Source organism: Algiphilus aromaticivorans DG1253 (genome assembly GCF_000733765.1).
Classification (GTDB): domain Bacteria; phylum Pseudomonadota; class Gammaproteobacteria; order Nevskiales; family Nevskiaceae; genus Algiphilus; species Algiphilus aromaticivorans.
In genome coordinates, this window is the sequence record NZ_JPOG01000001.1 from 1,901,938 (window position 1) to 1,925,529 (window position 23,592).

At 68.5% G+C, this 23,592-nt stretch carries 16 protein-coding genes; 4 read left to right on the top strand and 12 right to left on the bottom strand.

All coding sequences use genetic code 11. The features are described from left to right. Positions 1-6: 6 nt before the first annotated feature. The 3 genes from U743_RS08820 to U743_RS08830 all read right to left on the bottom strand — a co-directional run bounded on the left by U743_RS08820 (position 7) and on the right by U743_RS08830 (position 6,624). Positions 7-4,812, bottom strand: coding sequence for an NAD-glutamate dehydrogenase (locus U743_RS08820; RefSeq protein WP_043767381.1), 4,806 nt, complete (start codon positions 4,810-4,812; stop codon positions 7-9). Between the two features lie 99 nt (positions 4,813-4,911). Beyond that, entirely contained in the window at positions 4,912-5,568 is a 657-nt protein-coding gene (gene maiA / locus U743_RS08825; RefSeq protein WP_043767383.1) for a maleylacetoacetate isomerase, read from the bottom strand. Positions 5,569-5,952: 384 nt separating this feature from the next. Further along, on the bottom strand, positions 5,953-6,624 hold the full coding sequence (locus U743_RS08830; protein ID WP_052367782.1) for a TetR family transcriptional regulator: 672 nt from the start codon (positions 6,622-6,624) through the stop codon (positions 5,953-5,955). A 173-nt stretch (positions 6,625-6,797) separates the two neighbouring features. Here U743_RS08830 and U743_RS08835 point away from each other — a divergent pair, with 173 nt between their 5' ends. The 4 genes from U743_RS08835 to U743_RS08850 all read left to right on the top strand — a co-directional run bounded on the left by U743_RS08835 (position 6,798) and on the right by U743_RS08850 (position 11,907). After that, entirely contained in the window at positions 6,798-7,781 is a 984-nt protein-coding gene (locus U743_RS08835; protein WP_043767385.1) for a hypothetical protein, read from the top strand. 48 nt (positions 7,782-7,829) lie between these two features. Beyond that, entirely contained in the window at positions 7,830-8,567 is a 738-nt protein-coding gene (locus tag U743_RS08840; protein ID WP_043767387.1) for a 2OG-Fe dioxygenase family protein, read from the top strand. A gap of 114 nt (positions 8,568-8,681) precedes the next feature. Further along, positions 8,682-11,498 carry a hypothetical protein gene (locus tag U743_RS08845; protein ID WP_043767389.1) on the top strand — a complete coding sequence of 939 codons (2,817 nt, stop codon included), beginning with the start codon at positions 8,682-8,684 and terminating at the stop codon, positions 11,496-11,498. A gap of 136 nt (positions 11,499-11,634) precedes the next feature. Next, positions 11,635-11,907 (top strand): hypothetical protein, encoded by a 273-nt coding sequence (locus tag U743_RS08850; RefSeq protein ID WP_043767391.1) that lies wholly within the window; start codon positions 11,635-11,637, stop codon positions 11,905-11,907. A gap of 6 nt (positions 11,908-11,913) precedes the next feature. Here the strand turns inward: U743_RS08850 and cobS are convergent, their stop codons facing one another. The 9 genes from cobS to cbiB all read right to left on the bottom strand — a co-directional run bounded on the left by cobS (position 11,914) and on the right by cbiB (position 23,586). Continuing rightward, positions 11,914-12,675, bottom strand: coding sequence for an adenosylcobinamide-GDP ribazoletransferase (gene cobS, locus U743_RS08855; RefSeq protein WP_043767393.1), 762 nt, complete (start codon positions 12,673-12,675; stop codon positions 11,914-11,916). After that, positions 12,672-13,733: a nicotinate-nucleotide--dimethylbenzimidazole phosphoribosyltransferase gene (gene cobT / locus U743_RS08860; protein ID WP_043767395.1), complete on the bottom strand. Its 1,062-nt coding sequence runs from the start codon at positions 13,731-13,733 to the stop codon at positions 12,672-12,674. The genes cobS and cobT overlap by 4 nt, the downstream gene beginning before the upstream one ends. Next, the gene (gene cobU, locus U743_RS08865) at positions 13,730-14,254 is read right to left on the bottom strand and encodes a bifunctional adenosylcobinamide kinase/adenosylcobinamide-phosphate guanylyltransferase (protein ID WP_043767397.1); all 525 of its coding nucleotides are present in this window, start codon (positions 14,252-14,254) and stop codon (positions 13,730-13,732) included. The genes cobT and cobU overlap by 4 nt, the downstream gene beginning before the upstream one ends. Continuing rightward, on the bottom strand, positions 14,242-15,726 hold the full coding sequence (locus U743_RS08870; RefSeq protein ID WP_043767399.1) for a cobyric acid synthase: 1,485 nt from the start codon (positions 15,724-15,726) through the stop codon (positions 14,242-14,244). Before U743_RS08870 ends, cobU begins: the two co-directional genes overlap by 13 nt. 15 nt (positions 15,727-15,741) lie before the next feature. Continuing rightward, entirely contained in the window at positions 15,742-16,038 is a 297-nt protein-coding gene (locus U743_RS08875; protein ID WP_043767401.1) for a hypothetical protein, read from the bottom strand. Next, on the bottom strand, positions 16,035-16,478 hold the full coding sequence (locus tag U743_RS08880; protein ID WP_043767403.1) for a MotA/TolQ/ExbB proton channel family protein: 444 nt from the start codon (positions 16,476-16,478) through the stop codon (positions 16,035-16,037). The genes U743_RS08875 and U743_RS08880 overlap by 4 nt, the downstream gene beginning before the upstream one ends. A 780-nt stretch (positions 16,479-17,258) precedes the next feature. Continuing rightward, positions 17,259-21,650, bottom strand: a complete 4,392-nt coding sequence (locus U743_RS08885) for a cobaltochelatase subunit CobN (RefSeq protein ID WP_052368413.1) — start codon at positions 21,648-21,650, stop codon at positions 17,259-17,261. Between the two features lie 5 nt (positions 21,651-21,655). Beyond that, a complete protein-coding gene (gene cobD / locus U743_RS08890) occupies positions 21,656-22,687 on the bottom strand; it encodes a threonine-phosphate decarboxylase CobD (RefSeq protein ID WP_052367784.1) in 1,032 nt (343 codons plus the stop codon). Further along, complete coding sequence (cbiB, locus tag U743_RS08895) at positions 22,660-23,586, bottom strand: adenosylcobinamide-phosphate synthase CbiB (RefSeq protein WP_156966528.1); 927 nt, start codon at positions 23,584-23,586, stop codon at positions 22,660-22,662. Before cbiB ends, cobD begins: the two co-directional genes overlap by 28 nt. Positions 23,587-23,592 lie beyond the last annotated feature (6 nt).

Below are 23,592 nucleotides of genomic sequence, written 5' to 3' on the forward strand. Positions count from 1 at the left end.
ACGCGCTCAGAACATGCGGATCTGCCGCAGGGCCCGCACCCCCACGGACAGCGACATGAAGTCCTGCGGCGTATGCCCGCGCAGCGCCTCGATGCGCGCCAACGCATCAGTGGCCGCAGTTCCGTGCGCCTCCAGCCAGATTTCGACGCGCGCCGCCGGCTCGCCCGGCTCGGTCTCGGCCAGCACGCGCTCGACGATGCGCCGGTGCAGACGATAGGTGTCCTCCCGCAGATTGGCACGCGCCAGCGCCTGGTAACGCCCTTCCACGTTCAGCGCCACGATGGCCGATAGCAGCCAGACGATGCGCAGACGCTCGCCGAGCGCGAAGTAGACGCCGGCGGCCTGCTCGGGGGCGCTGCCGGTGGCCCCGGCCGCCTGCACGATGTCCGGGAAGCTGCCGCAGACCAGCGTATCGGCATAGGCACGCGCAACCGCCTCGGGCACGCCGTCCTCTCGCCACTGCTTGACCGCCGCGTCCCAGTCCTCACGGTAGGCTGGCGGCAGTGCGTCAGGCAGCAGTCCGGCCAGCGTCTGCAACGGTGCCTGCAATCGGTCCAGCGCCTGCTGCAGCGGCCGATCCGCGTGGTGCTCGGCCAGCGCCCAGGCCGTGACGTGCTTCATCAGCCCGATCAGGCGCTGGTAGAGCCGCAGCTGCACCTTGCCGTCGATCTGCCCGTCCAGGGCATCGGCTTGCCCGGCGAGCACATCACCTTCCATCAACTGCCAAGCCAGCGCGAAGGCACGCACCACCTGCGGCCGCCGAGCGCCCTGATCCTCGGCCAGGCGATGCGCGAAGCTGAAGCCCATGCGGTTGACAAGTTGGTTGGCCTGACCGGTAGCTATAAGCTCCCGGCGCAGACGGTGACTACGCAACGCTTCGGCGTAGTCCCTCCGCATGGCAGCGGGAAAGTACTCCAGAAGCTGGGCCTCGAATGCAGGATCATCGGGCACATCGGACGCCAGCAAATCATCGAATAGTGCGTTCTTGGCATAGGCCAGCACGACGGCAATCTCGGGCCGGGTCAGACCCTGCCGCTGGCTGCGCCGCTCGGCGAGCTGCTCGTCATCGGGCAGGAACTCGACGCTCCGGCTGAGGCCGGCCTCGCGCTCCAGCGTTCGCATGGTGTGGGCATGCTCGTCCAGGCGCACCGGCGCCTCCGCACTGATCAGGCTGACGGCCAGGCTCTGCTCATGGCTATCCGCGAGCACGGCCTGGGCGACGTCTTCGGTCATCGTCTCCAGCAGCGCATCACGCTCCGGCCGTTCCAGCTCACCGGCGGCCATGCAGGCGTTGAGCGGGATCTTGATGTTGACCTCGCGGTCCGAGGAATGCACGCCGCCGGAGTTGTCGATGGCATCGGTATTGATGTAGCCGCCGGCCCCGTCGCGGCCGAGCTGGGCGTACTCGATGCGACCGAGCTGCGTGCAGCCGAGATTGCCGCCCTCGCCCACCACGCTGCAGCGCAACTCGCGGCCGTCGACGCGGATAGCGTCATTCGCGCGGTCGCCCACCGACTGATGCGATTCGCCTCGAGCCTTGACGTAAGTGCCGATGCCGCCGTTCCAGAGCAATTCCACCGGCGCGCTCAGGATGGCGCGCAGCAGCTCGTTGGGTCGCACGGCCTCGGCATCGATACCCAGCGCGGCGCGTACCTGCGACGACAGCTGGATACGCTTGGCGTCACGCGACCAGATGCCGCCGCCTTCGCTGATCTTGGAACGGTCGTAGTCCTCCCAGCTGGAGCGGCCCATGTCGAAGAGGCGCTTGCGCTCCGCAAAGCTGGTCGCCGGATCCGGATCCGGATCGATGAAGATATGCAGGTGGTTGAATGCAGCCACCAGCCGGATCTGCTCGGACAGCAGCATGCCGTTGCCGAAGACGTCGCCCGACATGTCACCGATGCCGACCACCGTGAAGGGCTCGGACTGGATGTCCTTGCCCAGCTCGCGGAAGTGGCGCTTGACCGACTCCCAGGCGCCGCGGGCGGTAATGCCCATGGCCTTGTGGTCATAGCCGGCGCTTCCGCCCGACGCGAAGGCATCACCCAGCCAGAAGTCGTACTCGGCCGCCAGGGCATTGGCGGTGTCCGAAAAAGTGGCCGTGCCCTTGTCAGCGGCCACCACCAGATAGGGATCGTCGCCGTCGGCACGCAGCACGCGTTGCGGTGGCACCACTTCCTTGCCGACGCGGTTGTCCGTAATGTCCAGCAGCCCGCGCACGAAGATCTGATAGCAGGCCTTGCCGGCTGCGGCGAAGGCCTCTCGATCCGCGAAGCCGCGTTGCTTGACCACGAAGCCTCCCTTGGCGCCTACCGGCACGATGATGGCGTTCTTCACCATCTGCGCCTTCATCAGGCCGAGCACCTCGGTTCGGAAGTCGGCCGGCCGGTCCGACCAGCGCAGGCCGCCACGCGCCACCAAGCCTCCGCGCAGATGCACACCCTCGACCTCGGGGGCGTAGACGAAAGCCTCGAAGACTGGGCGCGGCTCGGGAAGCTCCGGCATACGGCCGGGGTCGAGCTTGATGGCCACGCGTGACTTGGGCTGCCCGTTTGCGTCCGGTTGATAGTAGTTCGTGCGCAGCGTTGCCTCGACCACGCCCAGATAAGCACGCAGGCCGCGGTCGGCGTCCAGCGACGCAACAGCCTCCAGCGCCTCGCCCAGGCGCGCGCGCACCGCTTCGATATCAGCCTCGCGATCGCCGCGCAGATCGGGATCGAAGCGCGCAGCGAAAAGCGCCACGAGATCGCGCGCAATGGCCGGATGCTCGGCGAGCAGCGACTCCAGCATATGACGACCGTAGGGCAGGCCCGTCTGCAACAGATAGCGCGTCAGCGTGCGCAGCAGCACGATACGGCGCGAACTCAGACCCGCGCCCAGCACCAGGCGATGCAGCCCATCGTCCTCGGTCTCGCCGGCTATGCAGCGCGACAGGGCCTCTTCGAAGAGGCGCTTCTGTGCGGCCGGCTCGATGGCGCAATCGCCCGCGAAGCGCACGTCGAAGATCTGCACCCAGAGCGTCGCGCCCGCCCCCTTCGGCTGAACCGGGTGCGGTGACTGGCGATGCACGCGCATGCCGAAGTGCTCCAGCGTCGGCAGGATGTCGGAAAGCACCATCGGCGCGCCGTGGGCGTAGAGGCGCAACTCCGTGGGGCACGATGGGCCCACGGCCGCTTCGTCAATCACGAGCCTCGAAAACAGTGGCTTATCGGCGCTGAGCTGCATCAGGCAGTGCACATCCAGCGCAGCCGTAACCGGCGAGTTCTCCTGCTGATAGCCCGCGTCGAATGCCTCCAGGAAGGACAGCGCCAGGGTGCTTTCTGCCTGCGCACCAAGGGCGGCGCGCAGCTTCTCCGGCCAGCTGCGAGTGGCCTCCTGCAGATGACTCTCGATCGCCGCTACGTCGACCTCGCGCTCACGGCTGCTGCTGACGTGTACGATGACGTGCAAGCGCGCGAAGTTCTCGCCGCGCGGGAACTCGACACTGCGCTCGATGCGGTCGCCGTCGAGTTGCGCGCGCAGCTCCTCGCAAAGCGTGTCGCGCAGCTCAGCGGAATAGCGCTCGCGCGGTAGGAAGAGCAGCGCCGAGTAGAAGCGCCCGTAGCGGTCGCGACGCAGGAAGAGCCGCAGTCGATGGCGGTCGCGCAGCGCGCGCACGCCATTGCACACCCGCGTCAGCTCTTCTTCGGAGGACTGGAATAACTCGTCGCGTGGCAGCTGATGCAGGATGTCGCGCAGCTTTTTGCCCGAATGCGAGCCCGGCGACAGACGCGAGCGGCGCAACACTTCCTGCACGCGCTGACGAACCACCGGGATGTTTTGTGGCCGGTCGATATAGACGTCACCCGAGAACAATCCGATGAAACGGTGCGTGCCGCGCAAACGGCCGTCGGCGTCCAACTGCTTGATGGAGATGGCATCCAGTGTCAGCGGATGGTGGATGTGCGAGCGCGCGTTGGCCTTGGTCACCACGACAAGCCGAGGCGACGCCGCGTAACGATTCAGCGTCTCTGCCGACGCGAGCAGGCGCTCGATGTCGCCGAAGCAGGCGTCCGGCCGCAGCAGTCCGAGACAGCTTTCGGCGGCAACCCGAACATTGCGCGCTTCCTTGCCACCTTCGGCCTCGGCGAAGGCGTAGCCGAGAAAGGTGAAGTGATGCTCGGCGAGCCATGTGGCGAACTCGCGCGCCTCGTCGATCCACTCGGGCTTGAGCTCGCCCAGCGGCGGCTGCAGCGTATCGGCGATATCCGTGCAGCGTTGCCGCATGGCGGGAAAGTCGGCAGCGATCAGCGCAATATCGCGCAGCGCCTGCTCGGCACGCGCTCGCAGCGCCTCGTAGTCCTCGGCTGCCGGCAACGGCGTGATCTCCATGCATACCAGAGATTCCGGTTGGCCACCGTCGTCGTCCTCGAGAGCGAGCAACGCACCGGCTTCGTCGCGCCGAACGCGCAGCACCGGATGCACCGACCAATCCACCGAGCTGCCGGTATCGCGCACGGCGATGGAAAGACTGTCCACCACGAAGGGCATGTCATCGCAGAGGCTTTCGAGCCGTGCCAGCGCCGTCGGATCGTCTTGCGGCGGCGGCGTGATCCGCACCACAGGCTCGCCGGGCGAGCGCCGTCTGACGAGATCGTGCTGCGCGCAGACTATGGCCGCCAGCGCCTCCGGCGAGCGTTGCGTCAGGATCTCGTGCGAAGCCGCCGCGAAATAGCGGGCCGCGAAATCGCGCAAAGCCTCGGCACTGCCGTCGCCCGCCAGGCACCTGTCGACGCTGGCCAGAAGCAGCTCGTGCTGCGACTCATCGGACATGGTTGTCTCCCGCCCCTGTTCTGATAAAGGCAGGCTAGCGCATCAACAATCGCCGCGCGCGTCTTGCAAGGCACAGCGGACTCAGGAGGGCTGCTCTTCCTAGAGCGACTGCCGCAACGCGTCGGACTGCGCCTTGGGCGCCGCCGCCTGGAAGGCCGCCAACGCACTGCAGCTGCGATAGACGGTGCGAACGCGCTTGTAGGGAGTCAGGTCGATGCCGTTCTTCAGCGCGTTGTAGACCTGCGGCACGAGACAGACATCCGCCAGCGTCGGCGTTTCGCCGTAGCAGAAGGGCGTATCGCTCTGATCGCGCTCCAGTACCGATTCAAGCGCGGCGAAACCGGTGTGGCACCAGTGCTCGTACCAACCGCGGCGCTGGTCGTAGCCGAGCTCCATGCTGTCGCGCATGTAACGAAAGACACGCATGATGATCAGCGGTGTGAAATCCGCCACCACGGTCTGCGCGAAGCTGCGCACACGCGCGCGCTGCTCGGGACTGCTCGGCAGCAGTGGTCGCTCCGGGTAGCGCTCCTCCAGATACTCAAGGATGGCGAAGGACTGCGTCACTACCGTCTCGTCCTCCAGCACCAGCGCCGGCACCAGGCCCTGCGGGTTCAGGCGCAGATACTTCTCGTCCTGATGCTGACCGCGATCCTGATCGATGTAGCGCGAGTCGTAGTTCACGCCCTTGTGGTTGAGGGCGATGCGCACGCGGTGCGTGGAGATGCTGCGGTAGTAGGTATAGAGCTGGAGCATGCTGGCGTCGGCTTGGCATCAAAGTAGGCTGGCGCAGGCTGCGCCCGGCCGTGCACCATGGTAGCCGCGTGCCGCGGTTGGCGCGCGCATGCGATGGAGTTTGGCGGCATGCCGGGCAACTGCTGGCTGCACGAGGATGAAGCCGCCCACCAACAGGTGGTCGTCGACCACGATCTACCGCCGAAGCCGCAACGAAAGCGCTGTTCGGCGCGAGTCCGAGCCCCGGAGCGCATGGCCCTGAAGCCACCGAGCAGTTCCTTATCGATCCGAGGACCGGCGAGTCCTCCGAAGCTGATCGCGCCCTATGTGCTGCGAAAACCTCCGGCCACGATCGCAGCGTGTATCGCAGCACCGCGCCGAAACAGGGAGACGGTCGTTGGGTCGCTAGTTCCCGGTCTCGCGCCAAGCGCCAGCACCGAGAAAGATCAGGCGCAGGCGATCCGTGAGTTCGTTCACGAGTTCCGCCTGTGCCGCTTCCCCGGCGGGGGCCTCAAGAATATCCCCGGCGGCATCGAGCATCGTCGCCACTACCAGCCCGCAGACCATGCGCAGCACCCGCGGCGACAGATGCGGTAGAAAGCCCAGCGCGCGCAGATCCTCGGCCATATCCTCGGTAAACCGTCCAACCTCGCCCCGAATCTCGGCGCGCACGCGCGGCGGCCCGTTCAGCCGCTCGCCGGCGATGAAGCGCATGTGCAGCGGGTTGGCATGCAGATAGGCGACATAGACGTCCACCGAATGCCGGATGATGTCCTCGGCCGGCAAGTCGCCGCGCCGGGCCTCGCGCAACAGACGGCGCAGGGTCGCGCCACCCTCGTCGACCAGTGCCAGGCCGAGCGCCTCCATGTCCGCGAAGTGCCGGTAGAAGGCCGTAGGCACCACCCCGGCGCCACGCGTCACTTCACGCAAGCCGAGGCTGCCGAAGCCACGCCCCTCGGCGAGCAATTCCAGGGCCGCGTGCATCAGCTTCTCGCGCGTGGGCGGGCGCTGCGCGCGCGCTTCGCGCATGCGCTCCAGCGAACTGCGACGGGTTTTGGTGTCGGTCTTGCGCGTCATTACGTTCCGCTTGCCGCGGCGAGGAAAAGCCCCGCTACTCTGTCGCTTGCTGCTATGGCTGCCTGCCGGCACATGGATGGCGTGCGGCCACCGGAGCGCATGATAGCGGGCTCGCCGCGAGCTGGGGCCGGCGCCCCCGGCAGGGAAGGCGGCACGGCGTTAGCCTTATACCTATGAACAACACGCCCCCGATACCCGCCGCTGCCCAGCGCGCGCTGGACGCGCACGTATCGTGGCTGCTCGCACGCAGCGAGGGCCAGGCGCTGGAGGCGTGGCTCGACGACACCGTGGACGATGCGCTGGCGCACGCCGAAACCTTGCAGCTGGGCGAGGTCGTGAGCTGCGAGCAGGTCAGTGAGACCGCGCTGCGCTACGCCGCCGATCTGCCCATGACCGGTGGCATTCCGGATCTCGTGGGCGAGGTCGCGCGCGCACTGCTGGCGATGCCCGAGCTGTCGGAGGCGCGACTCGCCGACCTGCTGCCCGATCGCGCGATGCGAAGCATGATCGGCAAGGCAGCCGAGCTGCATGAGCTGCGCGGGGCAATCATCCGCGAGCTGCAGGCGAGCGCCGCATTCCGACAGTTCCTGACGGAAGTGCTGCACCAGGGGCTGAACGGGCTGCTTCGTAGCACACCGATGGCGGAACGACTCGGCCTGCAGAGCGTGCTCGACCGTGTTGTCGCACCGCGACTGGACAGCGTGGCCGCCCAGCTGACACGCGCCTCCAGCAGCCTGATCGCCGCCGTGGACGATGAGGCCATGGAGGAAGCCCTCGATCAGTTGTGGGGGGCCGTAAGCGAGCTACCGCTGGCGCCACTGCAGGAACGACTGAGCGCGGAGGACATCGACGACTTCGCCGCGCTGGCCTACGCCTTCTGGCAGGAGGAGCGCGGACGCGCGCTCTACCGCGAGTTGATACGACGCGCGATCGAAGCGATCTTCGCGCGCTACGGAGACACAACGCTGGCCGCGCTGCTCGCAGACCTCGGCGTCAGCCGCGACATGATGCTCACCGAGGCGCGCCAGTACGCTGGGCCGGTGCTCGCGGTGCTGCGTAGCCGCGGCATCCTTGAGCAGATCATCCGAAAGCAGCTTGAGCCCTTCTATCGGTCGCCGGAACTCGCCGCCGCGCTCGCTCCCCAAAGCAGCGACTAGGCGCACAGCGCCCGCCTCGCCAGAGCCGGCGTGGCATGCTGCGCGCCCATGACGCCCAGCCCCGAAATCGTCGCTGCGCTCGCCGAGCACGGCTACATCCGTCTGCCTGCCGAGGAAATGCGCGCGCGACTGGCCGAAGCCGGAGTCGGCGACACGGACTGGCAGCGCTTCGCGGAGGCCTGGCAGCGCATGCCGGTGGACCGCTACATGGCCGATGGCGGCCGCTACAGGCGCCGCCGCCACGCCGTGTTTCGTGTGGACTCGGATGGCTCAAGCCTCCGTCTGCCGCGCCAGCCGCACTACCAGAGCCGCGACTACAACCCCCTCAACGGCGGCATCCAGCGCTGGTTCTCACCAGTCGAGGCGGACACCGCTGACGGGCCCGTGACGACGGCGCTACTCGCGCTGTGCGCGCAATGCTTCGGAGCCCTGACGCCGGATACCTCTGACTGGCACGTCGAGATGCATCAATTCCGCATCGAGGCGGCGCGCGAGCTCGCCGGGCAGCCGACGCCGGAGGGCGTGCACCGCGACGGCGTCGACTACGTGCTGGTCACGCTCATCGGCCGGCACAATGTGGCAAGCGGCAGCACCCACATCCAGGGGCCGGATGGCACCCCACTAGGGAGCTTCACGCTGACCGAGGCCGGCGACAGCGTGCTGCTCGACGATCATCGCGTGCTGCACGGTGTCACCCCCATCGTCCCCATAGACGACAACAGCCCTGCCTGGCGCGATGCCCTGGTCGTCACCTTCGCGCGACAGGCTCCGAAGCAAGCGGGCTGAGAGCGACTTCCGCAGTTTCTACTAGCCGGATCATTGGCGCGAAAATGTCGGCAGCGTGTAACCTTCGTGACAGGCGCATGACAACAAGCGCCACGAAGCCCGGAGGAGACACCGATGCCCCGTTTCATATTGCGCCGCGCGACCCCGCTGCGCGCGCTTAAGCTGTTCGCATTCGCCACCACGCTGACCGCCTGCGGTGGCAGCAGCGTCCCCACGAACGCCCCGGGAAACGGTGACTCCGGCCCACCCCCGGAGCGCGAAAGCATCGACGAGCAGATCGCCGACGCAATCGGCAACGCAGAGCAACGCGGCTGCGATTTCCTGGATCCGGCCTACTGCCAGTTCCCCTGGCCGAGCAATGCGCTCACGGTCGAGGATCCAGAAACGCCCACCGGTCGGCGTCTGAACCTTCAGCTCGCCGGCATGCCGATGAATATCGTCGGCCTCCCGATGAATCCGTCGGAATGGAATGTCGACGACGGCTTCTCTCCCGGCCAAATGATGCTGACGCATGTCCCCGACCTCGACCTTGAGGCAAGCGGTGCTGCGCCGGTCACGGACATCGAAGCCTCGCTGCAGACCGACGCCCCCATCCTCGCCATCGACGCCGAGACCGGCGAACGCCACCCCATCTGGATCGAGATCGACAGCAGCGAAACGGCAGCGACACCGGTCTGCGATGCCGCGCCCGGCGTCAACGAGCTCTTCGCGCTGATTGGCGACGCGCCGGAAGGCCTGGGCGCAGTGCTGGAGACTCTCAGTGACGGCTGCGCCACAGCGCTGGCGCCGATTTTTGAGGTGCTCGGCGAGGTCCTCGACAGCTCCGGTCTGCTGCCCAACAACACCTTCAAGGTCGACCCGCCGGCGCTGATTCTGCGCCCTGGCCGCAACTTTCAGGAAGGTCACCGTTACATCGTTGCCATGCGCGATCTGCGCGACGCCGAAGGCGAGCCACTGGATGCGCCGGCGACCTTCCGCGTCTTCCGCGACAACCACGTCAGTGAGCTGGAAGCCGTCAACGCGCGCCGCGAGAACATGGAAGGGATCTTCGCGAAGCTCGCCGATCACGGCGTCGATCGCGAGTCGCTCTATCTGGCTTGGGACTTCACCGTGCGCAGCAGCGAGAATCTGGCCACGCCGGTGCTGCGCATGCGCGACGAGGCGCTGGACAGCCTCGGCGGCGGCGCACCCGACTTCGAGATCGTCGAGGTCCAGGACTTCGGCGACGGCAATGACTCGATCCGCCGCGTCGAGGGCCGCATGACGGTGCCGAACTATCTCAACGCGCCGGACGGCCTGTGCGACAACACACCCGTGCTCAGCGAACTGGCCGACTACTGTGCCGGTATCGAGGACACCGTCGCCGCGCTGCAGGGCACGGAGGCGCCCGTCATCAGCGACGCCGCCAACGGCATCGCCGACGGTCTGGAGCTGCTGCTGCGCGACCTCGGGCAAATCCCGCTGTCGCGTCTGAACTACGGCACGCCGCGTGGCGAAGCGCCCGAGCAGAACCCGCTACAGCCGACGCAGGAATTCCGCTTCCAGTGCGAGATTCCGCGCACAGCCATCGGCAGCTTCGAGGATGCAGCCACCTGGGTGCGCCCGGCCGTCCCCACGCTCTACGGCCACGGTCTGCTCGGCGGCAAGGGCGAGGTCGGTGGCAGCTCCACCGAGCGCCTGCGCGAGCTGAACCTGATGCATTGCGCCATCGACTGGATCGGGATGTCCACGCGCGACGTGCCCTCGACGCTGCTGATCCTGCTGGAGATGGGTCAATTCGCCAGCATGACCGACCGCATGCAACAGGGCATCATCAACTGGCACTTCATGGCGCGGCTGCTGAAGCATCCCGACGGTCTGGCCAGCAATCCGGCCTTCCAGAGCGCCGACGGCCGGCCGGTCTTCTCCAATGAGCGCGTCGTCTATGACGGCAACAGTCAGGGCGGCATTCTCGGCGGGCCGGTGATCGCCACCTCCCCCGACGTAACGCGCGCCTCGCTGGGCGTGCCGGGCATGAACTACTCCACCCTGCTGCGCCGCAGCGTCGACTTCGATCCCTACGGCACCTTCTTCTACGCGGCCTACCCCAACAGCTTCGACCAGTCCTTCATCCTGTCGCTGGTCAACAACCTCTGGGACCGCGGCGAGAACAACGGCTACATCAACGACCTGCGCCGGCCGGACGCCTACAACGCCATCGCACAGCCGATTCCCGACCACGAGGTGTTGATGCACGTCGCCTTCGGCGACCATCAGGTAGCGGATGTCTCGGCCGAAGTCATGAACCGCAGCCTGGGGGGTGCCATCCACCGTCCCGGCGTCGAGGAAGGCCGGCACAGCAACGTCAACCCCTACTGGGGCATGCCGACGGCGGTCGATGGCGAGTCCGGCTCGGCGATGGTGATCTGGGACATCGGGCCGCTGGGCAACGACTTCAACGAAGGCACGGCCACCTCGCCAACCACAAACACACCGCCGCACCAAGGCCAGGACCCGCACAGCGACCCGCGCAAGGAAGTGGCCAGCGCCATTCAGCGCTACGACTTCCTGCTCGACGACCGCTTCACCAATGTCTGTGGCGGCCGCCCCTGCTTCGCGCGCGACTACGTCTCCGCGGGCGTGGCCAGCGGTGCGGCGGGCAATGCCCAGCCGCTGGTGCGCGTGCCCGGCCCCGCCACGGCGGTGGCTGGCGGCAGCGCCCAGCTCTTCGCCATCGCGGCCGATCCGGACCGCGACGCGCTTGGCTACAGCTGGGAAGTCCGCTCGGGTGGCGACTGCGTGAGCGCGCTGACCGAATCCGATCAGCCGATTGCCGCCATTTCGCTGGATGGCGGCTGCGCCGACCAGAGCGTTGCCCTGACCGTCACCGTATCGGACGGACGTGGCGGCAACGCCAGCGCCGATACTCGCGTGGAGATTCTGGCGCCCTGAAAGCACGCTGAGCCGTCTCTGAGCCGCCTCTAGCGGCGCTCATAAGCCCACGCCTGCCGTCTGTCGGCGTGGGCCTCGCGCCACATGAATCCGGCGTCATGGTGCTTGTCAGGCACAGCACCAACCGGAGAATCCCATGGCGCAAGCAGCTTTCAGCACCGTCGCGGCGACCGTCAGCGACGAGCGCACCCGCGGTTTCATCCGCAACGCGCAACAGAGCCTGATCGAGGCACTGGCCGAAGGCGATCATTCGCGCAGCGCCAGCGCGCTGGCCGAGCTCCGCCTCGCCCTACGCTCGGCGTCGGTGCGCGAAACGCAGGGCGAAGCAGCTCTGTCAGCGGTCGACGCGCTCGGTGGTACGTTGCGGCACTGCTACAGCATCCACGAAACACGCAAGATCGCCGCCTGATCTAGGTCAGCCCGGGAGGACGACACAGGCTGCGATGAGCACCGCCGCCTCGACCGCCTCCAGCGCGGCACCGGCCGTATCCCCGGTTGTCCCTCCCAGGCGCGCGCGCAGCATGCGCGCCCACAGCCAAAGCAGGCCGAGCGGCAACGCAACCGCAAGCAGCGCGACCACGGGCCCGGCCTGCAAACCGCATAACAGCAATACTCCAATGAAGGACAGCGCGGCAAGCTGGCCGGCGCGCGCAACCGGCAGCGCGCGCGCCATCTCGGCACCGATACCGCCGACCCGCGCATAGGGCAGCGCAGCGAGAAGCAGCGGCATGGCCGCCCGCCCGGCGAGCGGCGCCGCGATCAGCACCAGCCAAGCTTGCCCGGCCACCACTACGCTGAGCGCCGAGAACTTGATCAGCAGCAGAACGGCCGCCGCTACCACCGCCGCCGCGCCGCTGTGCGAATCGCGCATGATCGACAAGGTGCGGCGACGATCGCCATGCCCGCCCAGCCAGCCATCGGCGGTATCGGCGAGCCCGTCCAGATGCAGCGCACCGGTGACCACGGCCCAGCCAGCGAGCAATAGCGCCGACGCCGGCATCGGCGGCAACACGGTGTTCAGCACCCAGGCCGCTGCCGCCAGCGACAGACCCAGGCCCAGTCCGATGACCGGATAGCAGAGCAGCACCTGCCCCTGCTCGCTCGGCGTCAAGGCGCGCGGCAAGCGCACGGGGATCACGGTCAGGAACTGCAGCGCGGCGAGTAGCGGAATCTTCATGTTTTCTGTGCAACAGCGGCTTCATCGAAGGTGGCCATGCCATTGTGCAGCGCACAAGCCATGCGCAGCAGCGGTACAGCGACGGCCGCCCCGCTGCCCTCTCCCAGCCGCATGCCCAGATCGAGCAAGGGGGTCGCCTCAAGCTCGCGCAGCACACGCGCGTGGCCAGGCTCGGCAGAGGCGTGGGCATAGATCAGCCAATCCGTGAGCCCCGGGCACAGCCGCGCCGCGGCCAAGGCTGCCACCGAGGCGATAAAACCATCCACCAGTACTGGAATCCGGAGCTGGCCGCAAGCGATATAGGCACCAGCCAGCGCAGCGATCTCGAAACCGCCCACTGCGCGCAGCGCCGCAAGCGGCTCGGTGGCGACATCATGGCGCTCAAGAGCGCGCGCAATAACGGCAGCCTTGTGCGAGACACCGTCGGCGTCGAGACCGGTGCCGGGCCCGACCAGGGCCTCCGGATTCTCGCCGGTCAGCAGACAGGCCACCGCCGTGGCCGCGGTGGTGTTGCCGATCCCCATCTCGCCGCCGATGAAGCAATCCGTCGTTCCGGCTCGGATAACGGCGTCGCGGCCGGCCGTCATCGCCTCGACAAGCTCGGCTTCGGATAGAGCCGAGCCCTGCGCGAAGTTGCGTGTCCCGGGGCCAATGCGCTGCCGATGCAAGAGCACATCGTTGGCCGGCGTCGGTGTCGGCTCGTCTGCCACCGTGCCGAGATCGACGACCTCCAAGCGTGCGCCCAACTGCCGCGCCGCCACACTAATGGCGGCCCCACCCGTGCAGAAATTCGCAATCATCGCTGCCGTCACCGACTGCGGAAACGCGGAGACACCCTCAGCGACGATGCCGTGGTCGGCGGCAAAGACCGTGATTGCCACCGCATCGATTGCCGGGCGTTCGCGTCCCTGCAGGCCGGCTAAGCGCACCGCCAGCGCCTCCAGCCGCCCGAGCGCTCCGGGTGGCTTGGTGAGCTGCGCCTGCCGCGCCTCGGCAGCGGCCATGCAATCAGCGTCGATGGCCCGCGCCGGTAGCTCCCACCACGATGCTTTGCTCACAGCGGCTCTCCCTTCAACACCAGCGGTAGTCCGGCCGCGGTCAACACGACGCGCTCACAGATAGCGGCCAGCTCTTGATGAAGCTGACCGGCCTCGTCGCCGAAGCGTCGGCTGAGGGCATCCATCGGCATGATGCCGAGGCCCGTCTCGTTGGCGACCAGAATCAGCCGCCCGCGCGCGTCGCGCACGGCCTCCAGCAAGGAGGCCTTCTCGACTTCCAGCAGCGTGTCGGCGTCCTCAGCGCAGAGGATCTGGGTCAGCCACAGCGTCAGGCAGTCGACAAGCACAACGCGGCCGGCGCCGTCGACCTCGCGGATGGCTGCACCCAGCGCCGCGCCGGGCTCGATGGTCTGCCAGTGGGCCGGACGCTGCAGACGGTGCGTGGCGATGCGCGAAGCCATCTCGGCGTCGCCGGCCTGCGCGGTCGCGATATAGGACACGGACCCGCCATCCTCACGCGCCAGCTTCTCGGCCAGTCGCGACTTGCCGGAGCGCACACCACCCAGAATCAGTTCGCGCATGCCGACCCCCGCTGTCCGCAAAGCGCAAGAATACGGTCCATCGACAGATGCCGGTCCACCGCATCCGCCAGCCGCTCGAAGGCCGCCTCGCGCATGGCCCGCATATCGACGGCCGCGCCCGCGCGCAGCCCGGCGTGGCGCAGCAGCACATCGGCCGCCGCCGGCTCGTCGAAGAGGCCGTGCAGATAACAGCCCAGGATCTGTCCGTCCGGGCTGATGGCCCCGTCCGGCTGGGACGGCGCGTCATCTTCGCCGGCATCGAGCTGCAGCAGCGGTGCGGCCAGTGCCGGTCCCTGCGTGCGACCGGCGTGGATCTCGTAGCCGCGGGTCGCCGCGCCTTCCTCGAGCAGCAGCCGCGCGGAGCGGTTGCGCAGTACCTTGGTGGCGGTCAGTGTGGTTTCCATGGCGAACCAGCCCAGGCCCTCACTGCTGCCGGGCGCGGACTCGACTCCCTCCGGATCGTGGATGGCGCGGCCCAGCATCTGGAAGCCGCCGCAGATGCCGAGCACATGACCGCCGTAGCGCAGATGACGCGCAATAGCCGCTTCCCAGCCCTGGGCGCGCAACCAGGCGAGATCGTCGCGCACGGCCTTCGAGCCGGGTAGCAGGATGAGATCGGCGGGCGGCGGCGCCTCATTGGGGCCGACGAGGCGTAGATCCACGCCCGGATGGCGGCGCAGTGCGTCCAGATCGGTGTGATTGCTGATGCGCGGATACACCGGCACCGCCACACGCAGCGCATCGGCGCCATCGGCATTCGAGACCTCGCGCGACAGCCCATCCTCGGCGTCGAGCTGCAGGCCCTGCAGATAAGGCAGCACCCCCAGCACCGGCTTGCCGGTGCGCTGCTCCAGCCAGTCCAGGCCGGGTTGCAACAGGCTGATGTCGCCGCGAAATCGGTTGATAACAAAGCCGGCCACCCGAGCGCGCTCGCTGTCGGATAGCAGCTCCAGGGTGCCGACCAGATGCGCGAAGACGCCACCGCGATCGATGTCCGCGACCAGGATCACCGGGCAGTCGACGGCCTCGGCGAAGCCCATGTTGGCGATGTCGCGATCGCGAAGATTGATCTCCGCCGGCGAGCCGGCGCCCTCCACCAGCACGAGTTCGAAGGCTTCCGACAGTCGCGCGTGGCTTTCCAGCACCGCGCGCATCGCGGTCGGCTTGTAATCGTGATAGGCCGCAGCCTCCAACTGAGCGGCCGGGTGGCCGTGGATGATGACCTGCGCACCACGATCGGTAGTGGGCTTGAGCAGCACCGGATTCATGTCGATGCGCGGGGCCAGCCCGCAGGCCGCTGCCTGCACGGCCTGGGCGCGGCCGATCTCGCCGCCGTCTTCCGTCACGGCGCTGTTGTTGGCCATGTTCTGGGGCTTGAAGGGCACCACCGGGATGCCGCGCCGATGCAGCGCACGCGCCAACGCAGTAACGAGCAGACTCTTGCCCGCGTCGGAGGTCGTGCCCTGCACCATCAACGTGGCCACGGATCAGCGCCCCTCGTCGATGAGCACCATGCGCCCGGTTTCACGATCGCGATAGACCTGCCCCACCGCCTCGTAGCCACTGCCAGCCTCGCCCGCGCCCTGCGGCACCTCAGGCAGCTCGCGACCGCGCTCGACATCGGCACCCGCCTGTTTCTGTTTCAACCCATCGCCAGCTGCGGCCAGCGCAATCATCAGCCCGACCGCGAAGACCAGCATGATGTCCGCCAGATTGGCCAGCGGCCCCATCGGATCGTCCTCGCCGTCGTCGAAACGGCTGCGGCGGTAATCCGGCACGCTCATGCCAAGGCCTCCAGCCGAGCGATCGCCGCGTCGTACCAGCGCCGTCGCAGGCGGCCGATCAAGAAGCCGAGAATACCGGCCAACAGTCCGAGCACGGTGGTGTTGAAGGCTACCGTCACGGCCTGCGCCAGCACGTCCAGCTCGCCGCGCCCGAGTGCGGCCAGGCCCGGCCCGAGGGGAATCAGCGTGCCCATCAGCCCGAGCATCGGCCCGACCCGGGCCAATAAATCCGCGCGGTCGATCCGCCGCCGCGCCCGCCGCGACAGCGTCCCGATCGATCCGCGCGCCTCCGCGCGCGCCAACCCGCCGGCCCGCTCGCCGAGCAGCAGCCCCAGCTCCCAGACCGCCAGCGCAATGAGCAGTAGCAGCGCGACGATGACCGGCTGCAGCAGCCAGCCGACGACGGCGTCCATGATCTCTAGAGAGGCCGAGGTGAACATCAGGAGATCTCCGCGTAACTGTTCATGAATAGCCCAAGTGGTGAGCCTGTTCAGCAGCAGCCGGTACGACCGTTTCCGCCCTGGGTTCCGCGCCCTCAAAGCATCCCGCTATCGAGCAGGCGCCCAGCCCGGCGCTCCGGCGCTGGTATACGGGGAACATGGAAGGCTCGTCGCTTCGCGACATCGCGCGAGGACGTCCGCGCCATTTGCGGCGATGTCGCGTAGCGACGAGCCGTCCCGGGTCGTGCCCTTGGAGGGGTGATGCGCGACCGACTTGCCAGTGGCAAGTCGCAGTGCGCATCACGGCTGGGCCAGGGAAGGCCCAGCCAGGGTCACTTGATGAGGTCCGGAAGACCGAATCTAGTGACCGCGGCAATCTTCGCGCGACACGTGGGCCGCGGTTGCCTGCCATCCATGGCGCTACTTTTTCGCTAAAACCAAACCCCGGCCCGGACGTCCTTGTCCGGGCGTTCGCCCGCTGCGAAGCGCCACTGGCGCTTCGGTCGGGCTCACCCGCGTCAGGCCGCCCGGCGGGCACACGGCTTTTGGTGACTTTTTGCCAAGACAAAAAGTCACCCGCGCCGGCGCCGACAGAGCATTCGACAGCGTCCAGCTTTACAAGCGCGGAACCGCGAGCGAGAACGGCTGTATAGCCAACAGATTCATCGCCAAGGGCTGCGCCGATGCGAACCACCCTCTCCCACCACCCGCTTCGCGGGCGGTCCCCCCTCTCCCGCACAGCGGGAGAGGGAATACTTCGGCAACGGAGACGGTCGCGCATCACCCTCGCCTCCCGGCCCGAACGCCACCGAGCAACAAGATCAGAACCACCCCGGCAATCAACCAGGGCAACAGGCGCACCGCACCCTCAGCGGCCGCTTCCGCCTCCGCATCCTCCGAGGCACGGCGCTGCTCCTCGGGCTGCTTGCGCTGCGCATCGGCCGCTTCGTCGGCCTTCTGATCCACCCGGATCTCGGCAACGCTGGCCGGATCCGTCGCCCGCGGCTGCTCCGGCCGCCGCGCCGCATCGCGTACGGCGTTGAATGCCTCGCGCAACGCCTGGTCGTCGAGCCGCTCGGCTACCCAGTCCATCGTCGGATGATCCGGCGCGGTATGACCGCTGCCGGGCAGGCCGTGCTCGGCCACCAGCTCGGCAAAATCCGCCGCCAGCGCGTCGACGACAGCCGCCTCGGCCTCCCAGAAGCCGCGCTGGGCGGCGACCAGCAGGATGGCCTGCAGGTGCGTCTTGACATGCACCTTGTCGCCTTCGGCCAGGAAGTCGTCGAGGCCGATGTCGTGCCGGTCCTCCAGATAGACCTGGTGTACCTCGTCCCAGACCCAGGAGCGCACGATCTCGGGACTGGTGACCTGCCAGCCCCAGAGGTTGTCGATGAAATCGGCGGCCATCGTGCGCGCGCCGGCGTAGCCCTGCGCCATCAGCGGCTCCAGCCACTGCGGATTGAGATTGCGGCTGCGCAGCTCGCCGAGCAGGGCGCGCTCGGTGGACTCGACGCGGGCGTTGTCCGGGTCGGCGTATTGCAGAACGTTGTTGGCCGGCGCCTTGCCGGACAGCGACTCGACGGCCATCGACAACCCGCCCTGGAAGTCGAAGCCGTCGTCGTTGTCGAGCAGGCCGTAGACATGGCTGGCGCGGCCGAGATAGCTGCGACCGACCTGCCGCAGGCGCTGCTCGAAGGCGTCGTGCGCAGCCGTGCCGTCGCGACCGCCGCCATAGGCGTGGCCCATGCGGCGGATATAGGCATCGGCCAGCTCGCCACGCGCGTCCCAGGCACCCGAGCGATCGGCCAGGCGGTTGACGCCGGCGCCGTAGGCCCCGGGCGTTGTCCCGAAGACGCGTAGGGCCGCATCGCGACCGGCGGCCTCGGCGCCGCGACCCTCGCCCATCAGCGCCTTGGTGTCGGCCACCCAGCTCGCCGCCACATCGTTGGCGGCCAGCGGCTCGTCGCCGGCTTCGCGCAGATCGTCCGGCAAGCTCTCCAGCGCCGCGTCGAGCGCACCGGCGAGCTGTGGGTGCTTGCTGCGAATGGTGCCGGCGCTGCCCGCCAGCGCCACGCGCACGGCACGGTCGAGCAGCGCGAGCTGGTCCTCGTAGAGATCGCGGAAGAGACCGGAGGTCGTGAAGAGCGCGTCGCGGCGGCGGCGGCCGTCGGTCAACGGCAGGCGCTGCAGGTCGGTGACGATACCGCGCGCATTCCAGACCGGCTTGACGCCCAGCATGTCCAGGCCGAAGGCGACCATCACGCCCTCGTCGCGCACGGTATCGGAGGCCCAGAGCACGATGGCCTCGCTGCCCTTGGCTTCGGCGTCGCCGCGGGCACGCGCTTCGGCGGCCAGCTCGCTGCCCAGCGACCAGGCGACGCGCGTGGGCACGAGATCGCTGGACAGCGCGTGGAAGTTGCGGCCGGTGGGCAGCACCTCCGGCGTGCGCAGGGGATCGTTGCCCTGCCCCGGCGGCACATAACGGCCTTCCAGGCCGGCGAGCAGATGCGCCATCTCCTCGCCCGGCGAGGCAACCAGCTTTTCTCGCCATGCCGGCTTGGCCTCGCCGTCGTCGCCGGCCATGGAGGTCAGCATGGTCTCCAGCGCCTCTTCATCCCAGTCGCGCCCGAAGACGTGCAGGCCCAGCGGCATGTGGCGTTCCTGCATCTCGGTCACGTAGTGGCCGACCTCGTGCACCAGCAACTCATCGTCGACGTCATTGAGCGAGACGCTCGGCGCATGCTCCGCATTCCCGTCGCCCTCTCCTCCGTGCTCGGCGGCAATCTCGCGCTCCAGCTCGCGCGCCAGATTCAGCTCCTCGACGCGGCTGCGCAGCCGCTCGACCGCGCGTTGGCGGGTCGGCGAATCGGGGTCGACGGCAGCCTCGAAGGTCTCCACCAGCTGGCGCAGTTCCAGCAGCTGGTCGTAGAGCTCGGTGGCCGCCAGCGGCGGTGTCAGATGGCTGATCATCACGCCCATCGCGCGGCGCTTGGCCTGGATGCCCTCGCCGACGCCATCGACGATGTAGGGATAGAGCACCGGCAGCGCACCGCCCAGGATGTCGGGGTAATCGTCGGCGGCCAGCCCCGCGCCGCGTCGCGGCAGGAACTCGCGCGTCGAGTGCCGGCCCAGGTAGACGAGCGCGTCGGCTTCGAAGTCCTCACGCAGCCAGCGATAGAAGGCGACGTAGTGATGCGTGGGCGGGAAGCTGGTGTTGGCGTGCAGCAGTTCCTCCTTCAGCTCCCAGCCGCGCGGCGGCTGCGGACCGATGAAGATATTGCCGAAGCGCAGACCCGGAAAATGCAGCGCGCCGTCGTGCACCATGGCCTCACCCGGCGCCTCGCCCCAGCCGGAGAGACCCGGAATGCCAGTGCGGATCAGCGCATCGCGCAGCTTCGCCAGATCCGCCTCGCTCGCTTCCTCGCGCAGCCGCGCCTCCCAGCCCCGCTCGAGCTGATCGAGCAGATCCAGCGCGCGATCGCGGGCGGGGTGCTCGAGCTCCTCCAGCAGGTGGCGCAGATCGGCGACGCCGCGCGCCAGCACGCGCTTGCCGATGGCCGGCGCTTCGGCTTCGACCGCTTCCACCATGCGCGCATGCAAGAAGCCGATCGGGCCGTGCTCCAGCTCGGCGCGCACGCTGTCCGGCAGCGTCTCGAAATAGAGCTGATAGGCGTCGACCGGCATCGCCGGCACGCGTCCGTCAAGCTCGGCCAGCGCGTCGCGGTGCTCGGGCAAGTAGACGCCGCGGTCCTGAATCATCGACAGCAGCGCATCGCCATCCTTGGGCAGTTCGCCGGTGTCGTAGCCGGCCACCTGGAGGGCGCGCAGGATCTCCAGCAGCGATTCCGGCACATTCAGCTTGTCGGCGCCGATGTTCTGCCGGCCGGGCGGATGGTTGTAGTAAACCAGCGCGACGCGCTTGTCGGCGTTGTCGCGCGTGCGCAGCCTCTGCCAGCGCTGCAGGCGCTCGGCCATCATGTCCACGCGCTCGGCCACCGGCCGCGTCAGGCGCAGGCGCACGCCGGTGACCGGGTCGGTTTCCGACGGTCGCGCCACGGCCAGCACGATGGGGGCGATCATGCCCTGCAGCTCCGGCATCGCCAGTTTGTAGTGCACGGCATCGGCCGGCACGCCCTGCGCAGACAGACGCCACTCGGCCTCGCTGCGATCGGCGAGGCGCATGCCCTTGATGACCGGTACATCCAGGGCTTTCAAGGCCTTGGTCACCGCGCGCCGGCCCTCGCCACCGCCCACGGTGAAATCCTGCAGGCTGACGACCGCGCTCAACGCTGCCGGCGCCGCGCGCTCTGCCAGCGTCTCGACGGCCTCCACGCTCGCCCCGCCCCAGCGCGCCAGCACGCCGAAGCACTGCAACCCGCGCGTCTCCAGCGCGTCGCAGGCCGCGTCCAGCAGTTCGCGGTCGCCGGGCCGGTCGCCGGAGTCCAGGTCGAGCAGCGCCACCGCCGGGCCGTCAGCAAGATCCAGGTCCGCGGCATCGGCGTGCGCACGGCCGTCGCGGTAGTAGCGCAGCAGTGGCCGGGGGGTGACCTCGGGCACGGCAATGTCGTGGCCGGCACGCGCCAGCAGCCAGCGCATGAGCCCCTCGATATGTTCGGGGCTGCGGCCGCGATAGAAGGCGCGGCCTTCCAGCCAGGCGGCGTGCTCCGGGAAGGCTTCCTGCTGTGCGCGCAGATGTACCAGCGGGTCGGCACCGGCTTCCGGGTTCTGGGTGAGCGCGTCGATATCCGCGCCGCTGAATCCGGCGAGGAGCCGCTCACCATCGAGCCGCGACAGGCGCGTGATGTCGCGATCGCTATTGGTGGCGAGCACCGGCACATCGCGCCCCGGCGGCGCCTCGCGGAACAACCGCTGGATGCGCCCGACCTGATCACCGAAGACCGCGGCCATGACCACCGCATCGGCCTCGCGCCAGAGCGCGGCCACTTCGGCATCGCTCATGCCCGCGAGCTGCTCCGGCGTGCGCAGCCGCACTTCGTGCTCCGGATGCTGTTCGACAAAGAGCTCGGCCCCGGCGGCCATCTCCGCCGCGGAGCGCTCGGAGACGATGCCGGCAATGGTTGCCGCCTGCGCTGCACACGGGGCGAAGAGCAACGCCAAGAGCAAGCGAAGGGGGAACCGCAGATTTCTCAGATTGGAAAGATTGAAAGTCATGTTCTTCATGAATCTGCGTGCATCTGCGTAATCTGCGGTTGATGCGCTTTGAGACGATCGAGTGCGGCGTCCAGGCGCTGCAGACCTGCCGCATCTGGGGGCAAGCCGAAGCGCAGCGCCGGCGGTTCCTCGAAGGTGCGCGAGAGGATGCCCTGCCGGGCGAGCCGGTCCTGGATCGCCGCGGCTTGCGGATGCGGGCAGTAGCGGAAGAGCGCGGTGCCACCGGCCACAATCAACCCGTGCCGTTGCAGCACGGCATCCAGCGCGGCGGCCTGAGCGGCCAGCGCCTCGCGCGTGGCGTGTTGCCAGTCGCGATCGGCCAGGGCACGGGCCAGCACCCAGCGTGCCGGGTGGCTGACGGCCCAAGGCCCGAGCTGCGCTTCCAGCTCGTCACACAAGGCCGGCGGTCCGAAGCAGAAGCCGCCGCGCAGCCCGGCGAGACCGAAGAACTTGCCGGTGGAGCGCAGCACGATCAGCCCGTCGGGACCGGTATCGACCACCAGACTCGCCTCCGGGGTCGGATCGACAAAGGCCTCGTCCAGCACCAGCCAGCCACCGCGCCGCGCCAGCCGCCGATGCCATTCGCATAGCGTCTGCCGCGACAGACACAGCCCGGTGGGATTGTTGGGGTGGATCCAAACCAGTGCATCGAGCTCGTCGAGCGCATCCTCCGCGGCGTCGTGCGCCAGAGCCACGACCTCGTGGCCGGCCGCGCGCCACCAGTGCGCGTGCTCGGCGTACCCGGGCGCCGACACGCCGACGCGGCCCGGCGCGCGCAGCCGCGGCAGCAGCTGGATGGCGGCCTGGCTGCCGGGTAGCGCCACGCAGCCGGCCGCAGCAGGCGCCCCCGCCCACTCACGGGCGATGGCGTCCAGCCCGTCGTCGGCCTCCGGCAGCCGTTGCCAGACGGCTTCCGGGATCCCGGGCACCGGCCACGAGCGTGGATTGATGCCGGTGGACAGATCCAGCCATTGATCGACGGCGATCCCGTAGGCCGCCGCCGCCCGATTCAGGCGACCGCCGTGCGCCAGGCCCATAGCCCGCCTCCCGCAATCGCGATACCCACCAGCCAGACCAGGATGCTGCGATGGAGCAGCCCCAGCGCGGCCGTGATGCTGTCGGCCGTGGGTGGCATGCCCTCGCCCAGGAGCGGCCGCTGACGCAGGCCTTCGGCGTAGGGCGCCGGCCCGCCCAGATGAAGCCCCAGCGCGCCGGCGCCGGCAGCCATCACGGGCCCCGCATTCGGGCTTTCCCAGGTCCGTGCCTGAGTACACCAGCAGCGCAGCGCGACCGCAGTGCGTCCGGCCAGCGCATAGCCGAGCGCGGTCAGCCGCGCCGGCACCCAGTTCAGCACGTCGTCCAGCCTCGCGGCGGCGCAGCCGAAGCGCGCATAACGCGGGCTGCGATAGCCCCACATCGCATCCAGCGTGTTGACCAGACGGTGTCCAACCACGCCGGGAAGCCCGGCGAGCAGATACCAGAAAATGCTGGCCGTGACCGCGTCGGCGCCGTTCTCCAGCACCGACTCGGTGGCGGCCGTCGCCACACCCTCGCCGTCCAGCGCCCGTGTATCGCGGCTGACCATCCGGCCCACCGCCGCGCGCGCAGCCGGCAAGTCGCCGACTGCCAGCGGCGCGGCCACGGCACGGGCGTGCTCGGACAGGCTCCTCAGGCCGATGGCCGCGTACAGGCCGAGAACCTCCAACGCGATCACTGCCGGCCACGGCAGCCAGATGGCCGCAGCCCAGGCCAGCCCGACGAAGGGCAGCACGACAAGCAACATGGCCAGCCCGCCCACCATCACGCTGTCGGCGTGAAGCCGCGCCTCTACCGCTGTCGCCAACCGTCCGAAAGCGACCAGCGGATGCGCGTGCCGCGGCTCGCCGAACACCCGGTCGAGCAGCAGAGCTGCGAGCACGACGATGAATGGCAGCAGCACCGA

Bases quoted from the DNA above. Each gene is read 5' to 3' on its own strand.
- U743_RS08850 (WP_043767391.1), top strand. From the start codon at position 11,635: ATGGCGCAAGCAGCTTTCAGCACCGTCGCGGCGACCGTCAGCGACGAG.
- cobU (WP_043767397.1), bottom strand. From the start codon at position 14,254: ATGCGCGAACTGATTCTGGGTGGTGTGCGCTCCGGCAAGTCGCGACTG.
- U743_RS08845 (WP_043767389.1), top strand. From the start codon at position 8,682: ATGCCCCGTTTCATATTGCGCCGCGCGACCCCGCTGCGCGCGCTTAAG.
- U743_RS08835 (WP_043767385.1), top strand. From the start codon at position 6,798: ATGAACAACACGCCCCCGATACCCGCCGCTGCCCAGCGCGCGCTGGAC.
- cobD (WP_052367784.1), bottom strand. From the start codon at position 22,687: ATGGGCCTGGCGCACGGCGGTCGCCTGAATCGGGCGGCGGCGGCCTAC.
- U743_RS08885 (WP_052368413.1), bottom strand. From the start codon at position 21,650: ATGACTTTCAATCTTTCCAATCTGAGAAATCTGCGGTTCCCCCTTCGC.
- U743_RS08875 (WP_043767401.1), bottom strand. From the start codon at position 16,038: ATGAGCGTGCCGGATTACCGCCGCAGCCGTTTCGACGACGGCGAGGAC.
- cobS (WP_043767393.1), bottom strand. From the start codon at position 12,675: ATGAAGATTCCGCTACTCGCCGCGCTGCAGTTCCTGACCGTGATCCCC.
- U743_RS08880 (WP_043767403.1), bottom strand. From the start codon at position 16,478: ATGTTCACCTCGGCCTCTCTAGAGATCATGGACGCCGTCGTCGGCTGG.
- maiA (WP_043767383.1), bottom strand. From the start codon at position 5,568: ATGCTCCAGCTCTATACCTACTACCGCAGCATCTCCACGCACCGCGTG.
- U743_RS08870 (WP_043767399.1), bottom strand. From the start codon at position 15,726: ATGGTGCAGGGCACGACCTCCGACGCGGGCAAGAGTCTGCTCGTTACT.
- U743_RS08840 (WP_043767387.1), top strand. From the start codon at position 7,830: ATGACGCCCAGCCCCGAAATCGTCGCTGCGCTCGCCGAGCACGGCTAC.
- U743_RS08820 (WP_043767381.1), bottom strand. From the start codon at position 4,812: ATGTCCGATGAGTCGCAGCACGAGCTGCTTCTGGCCAGCGTCGACAGG.
- U743_RS08830 (WP_052367782.1), bottom strand. From the start codon at position 6,624: ATGACGCGCAAGACCGACACCAAAACCCGTCGCAGTTCGCTGGAGCGC.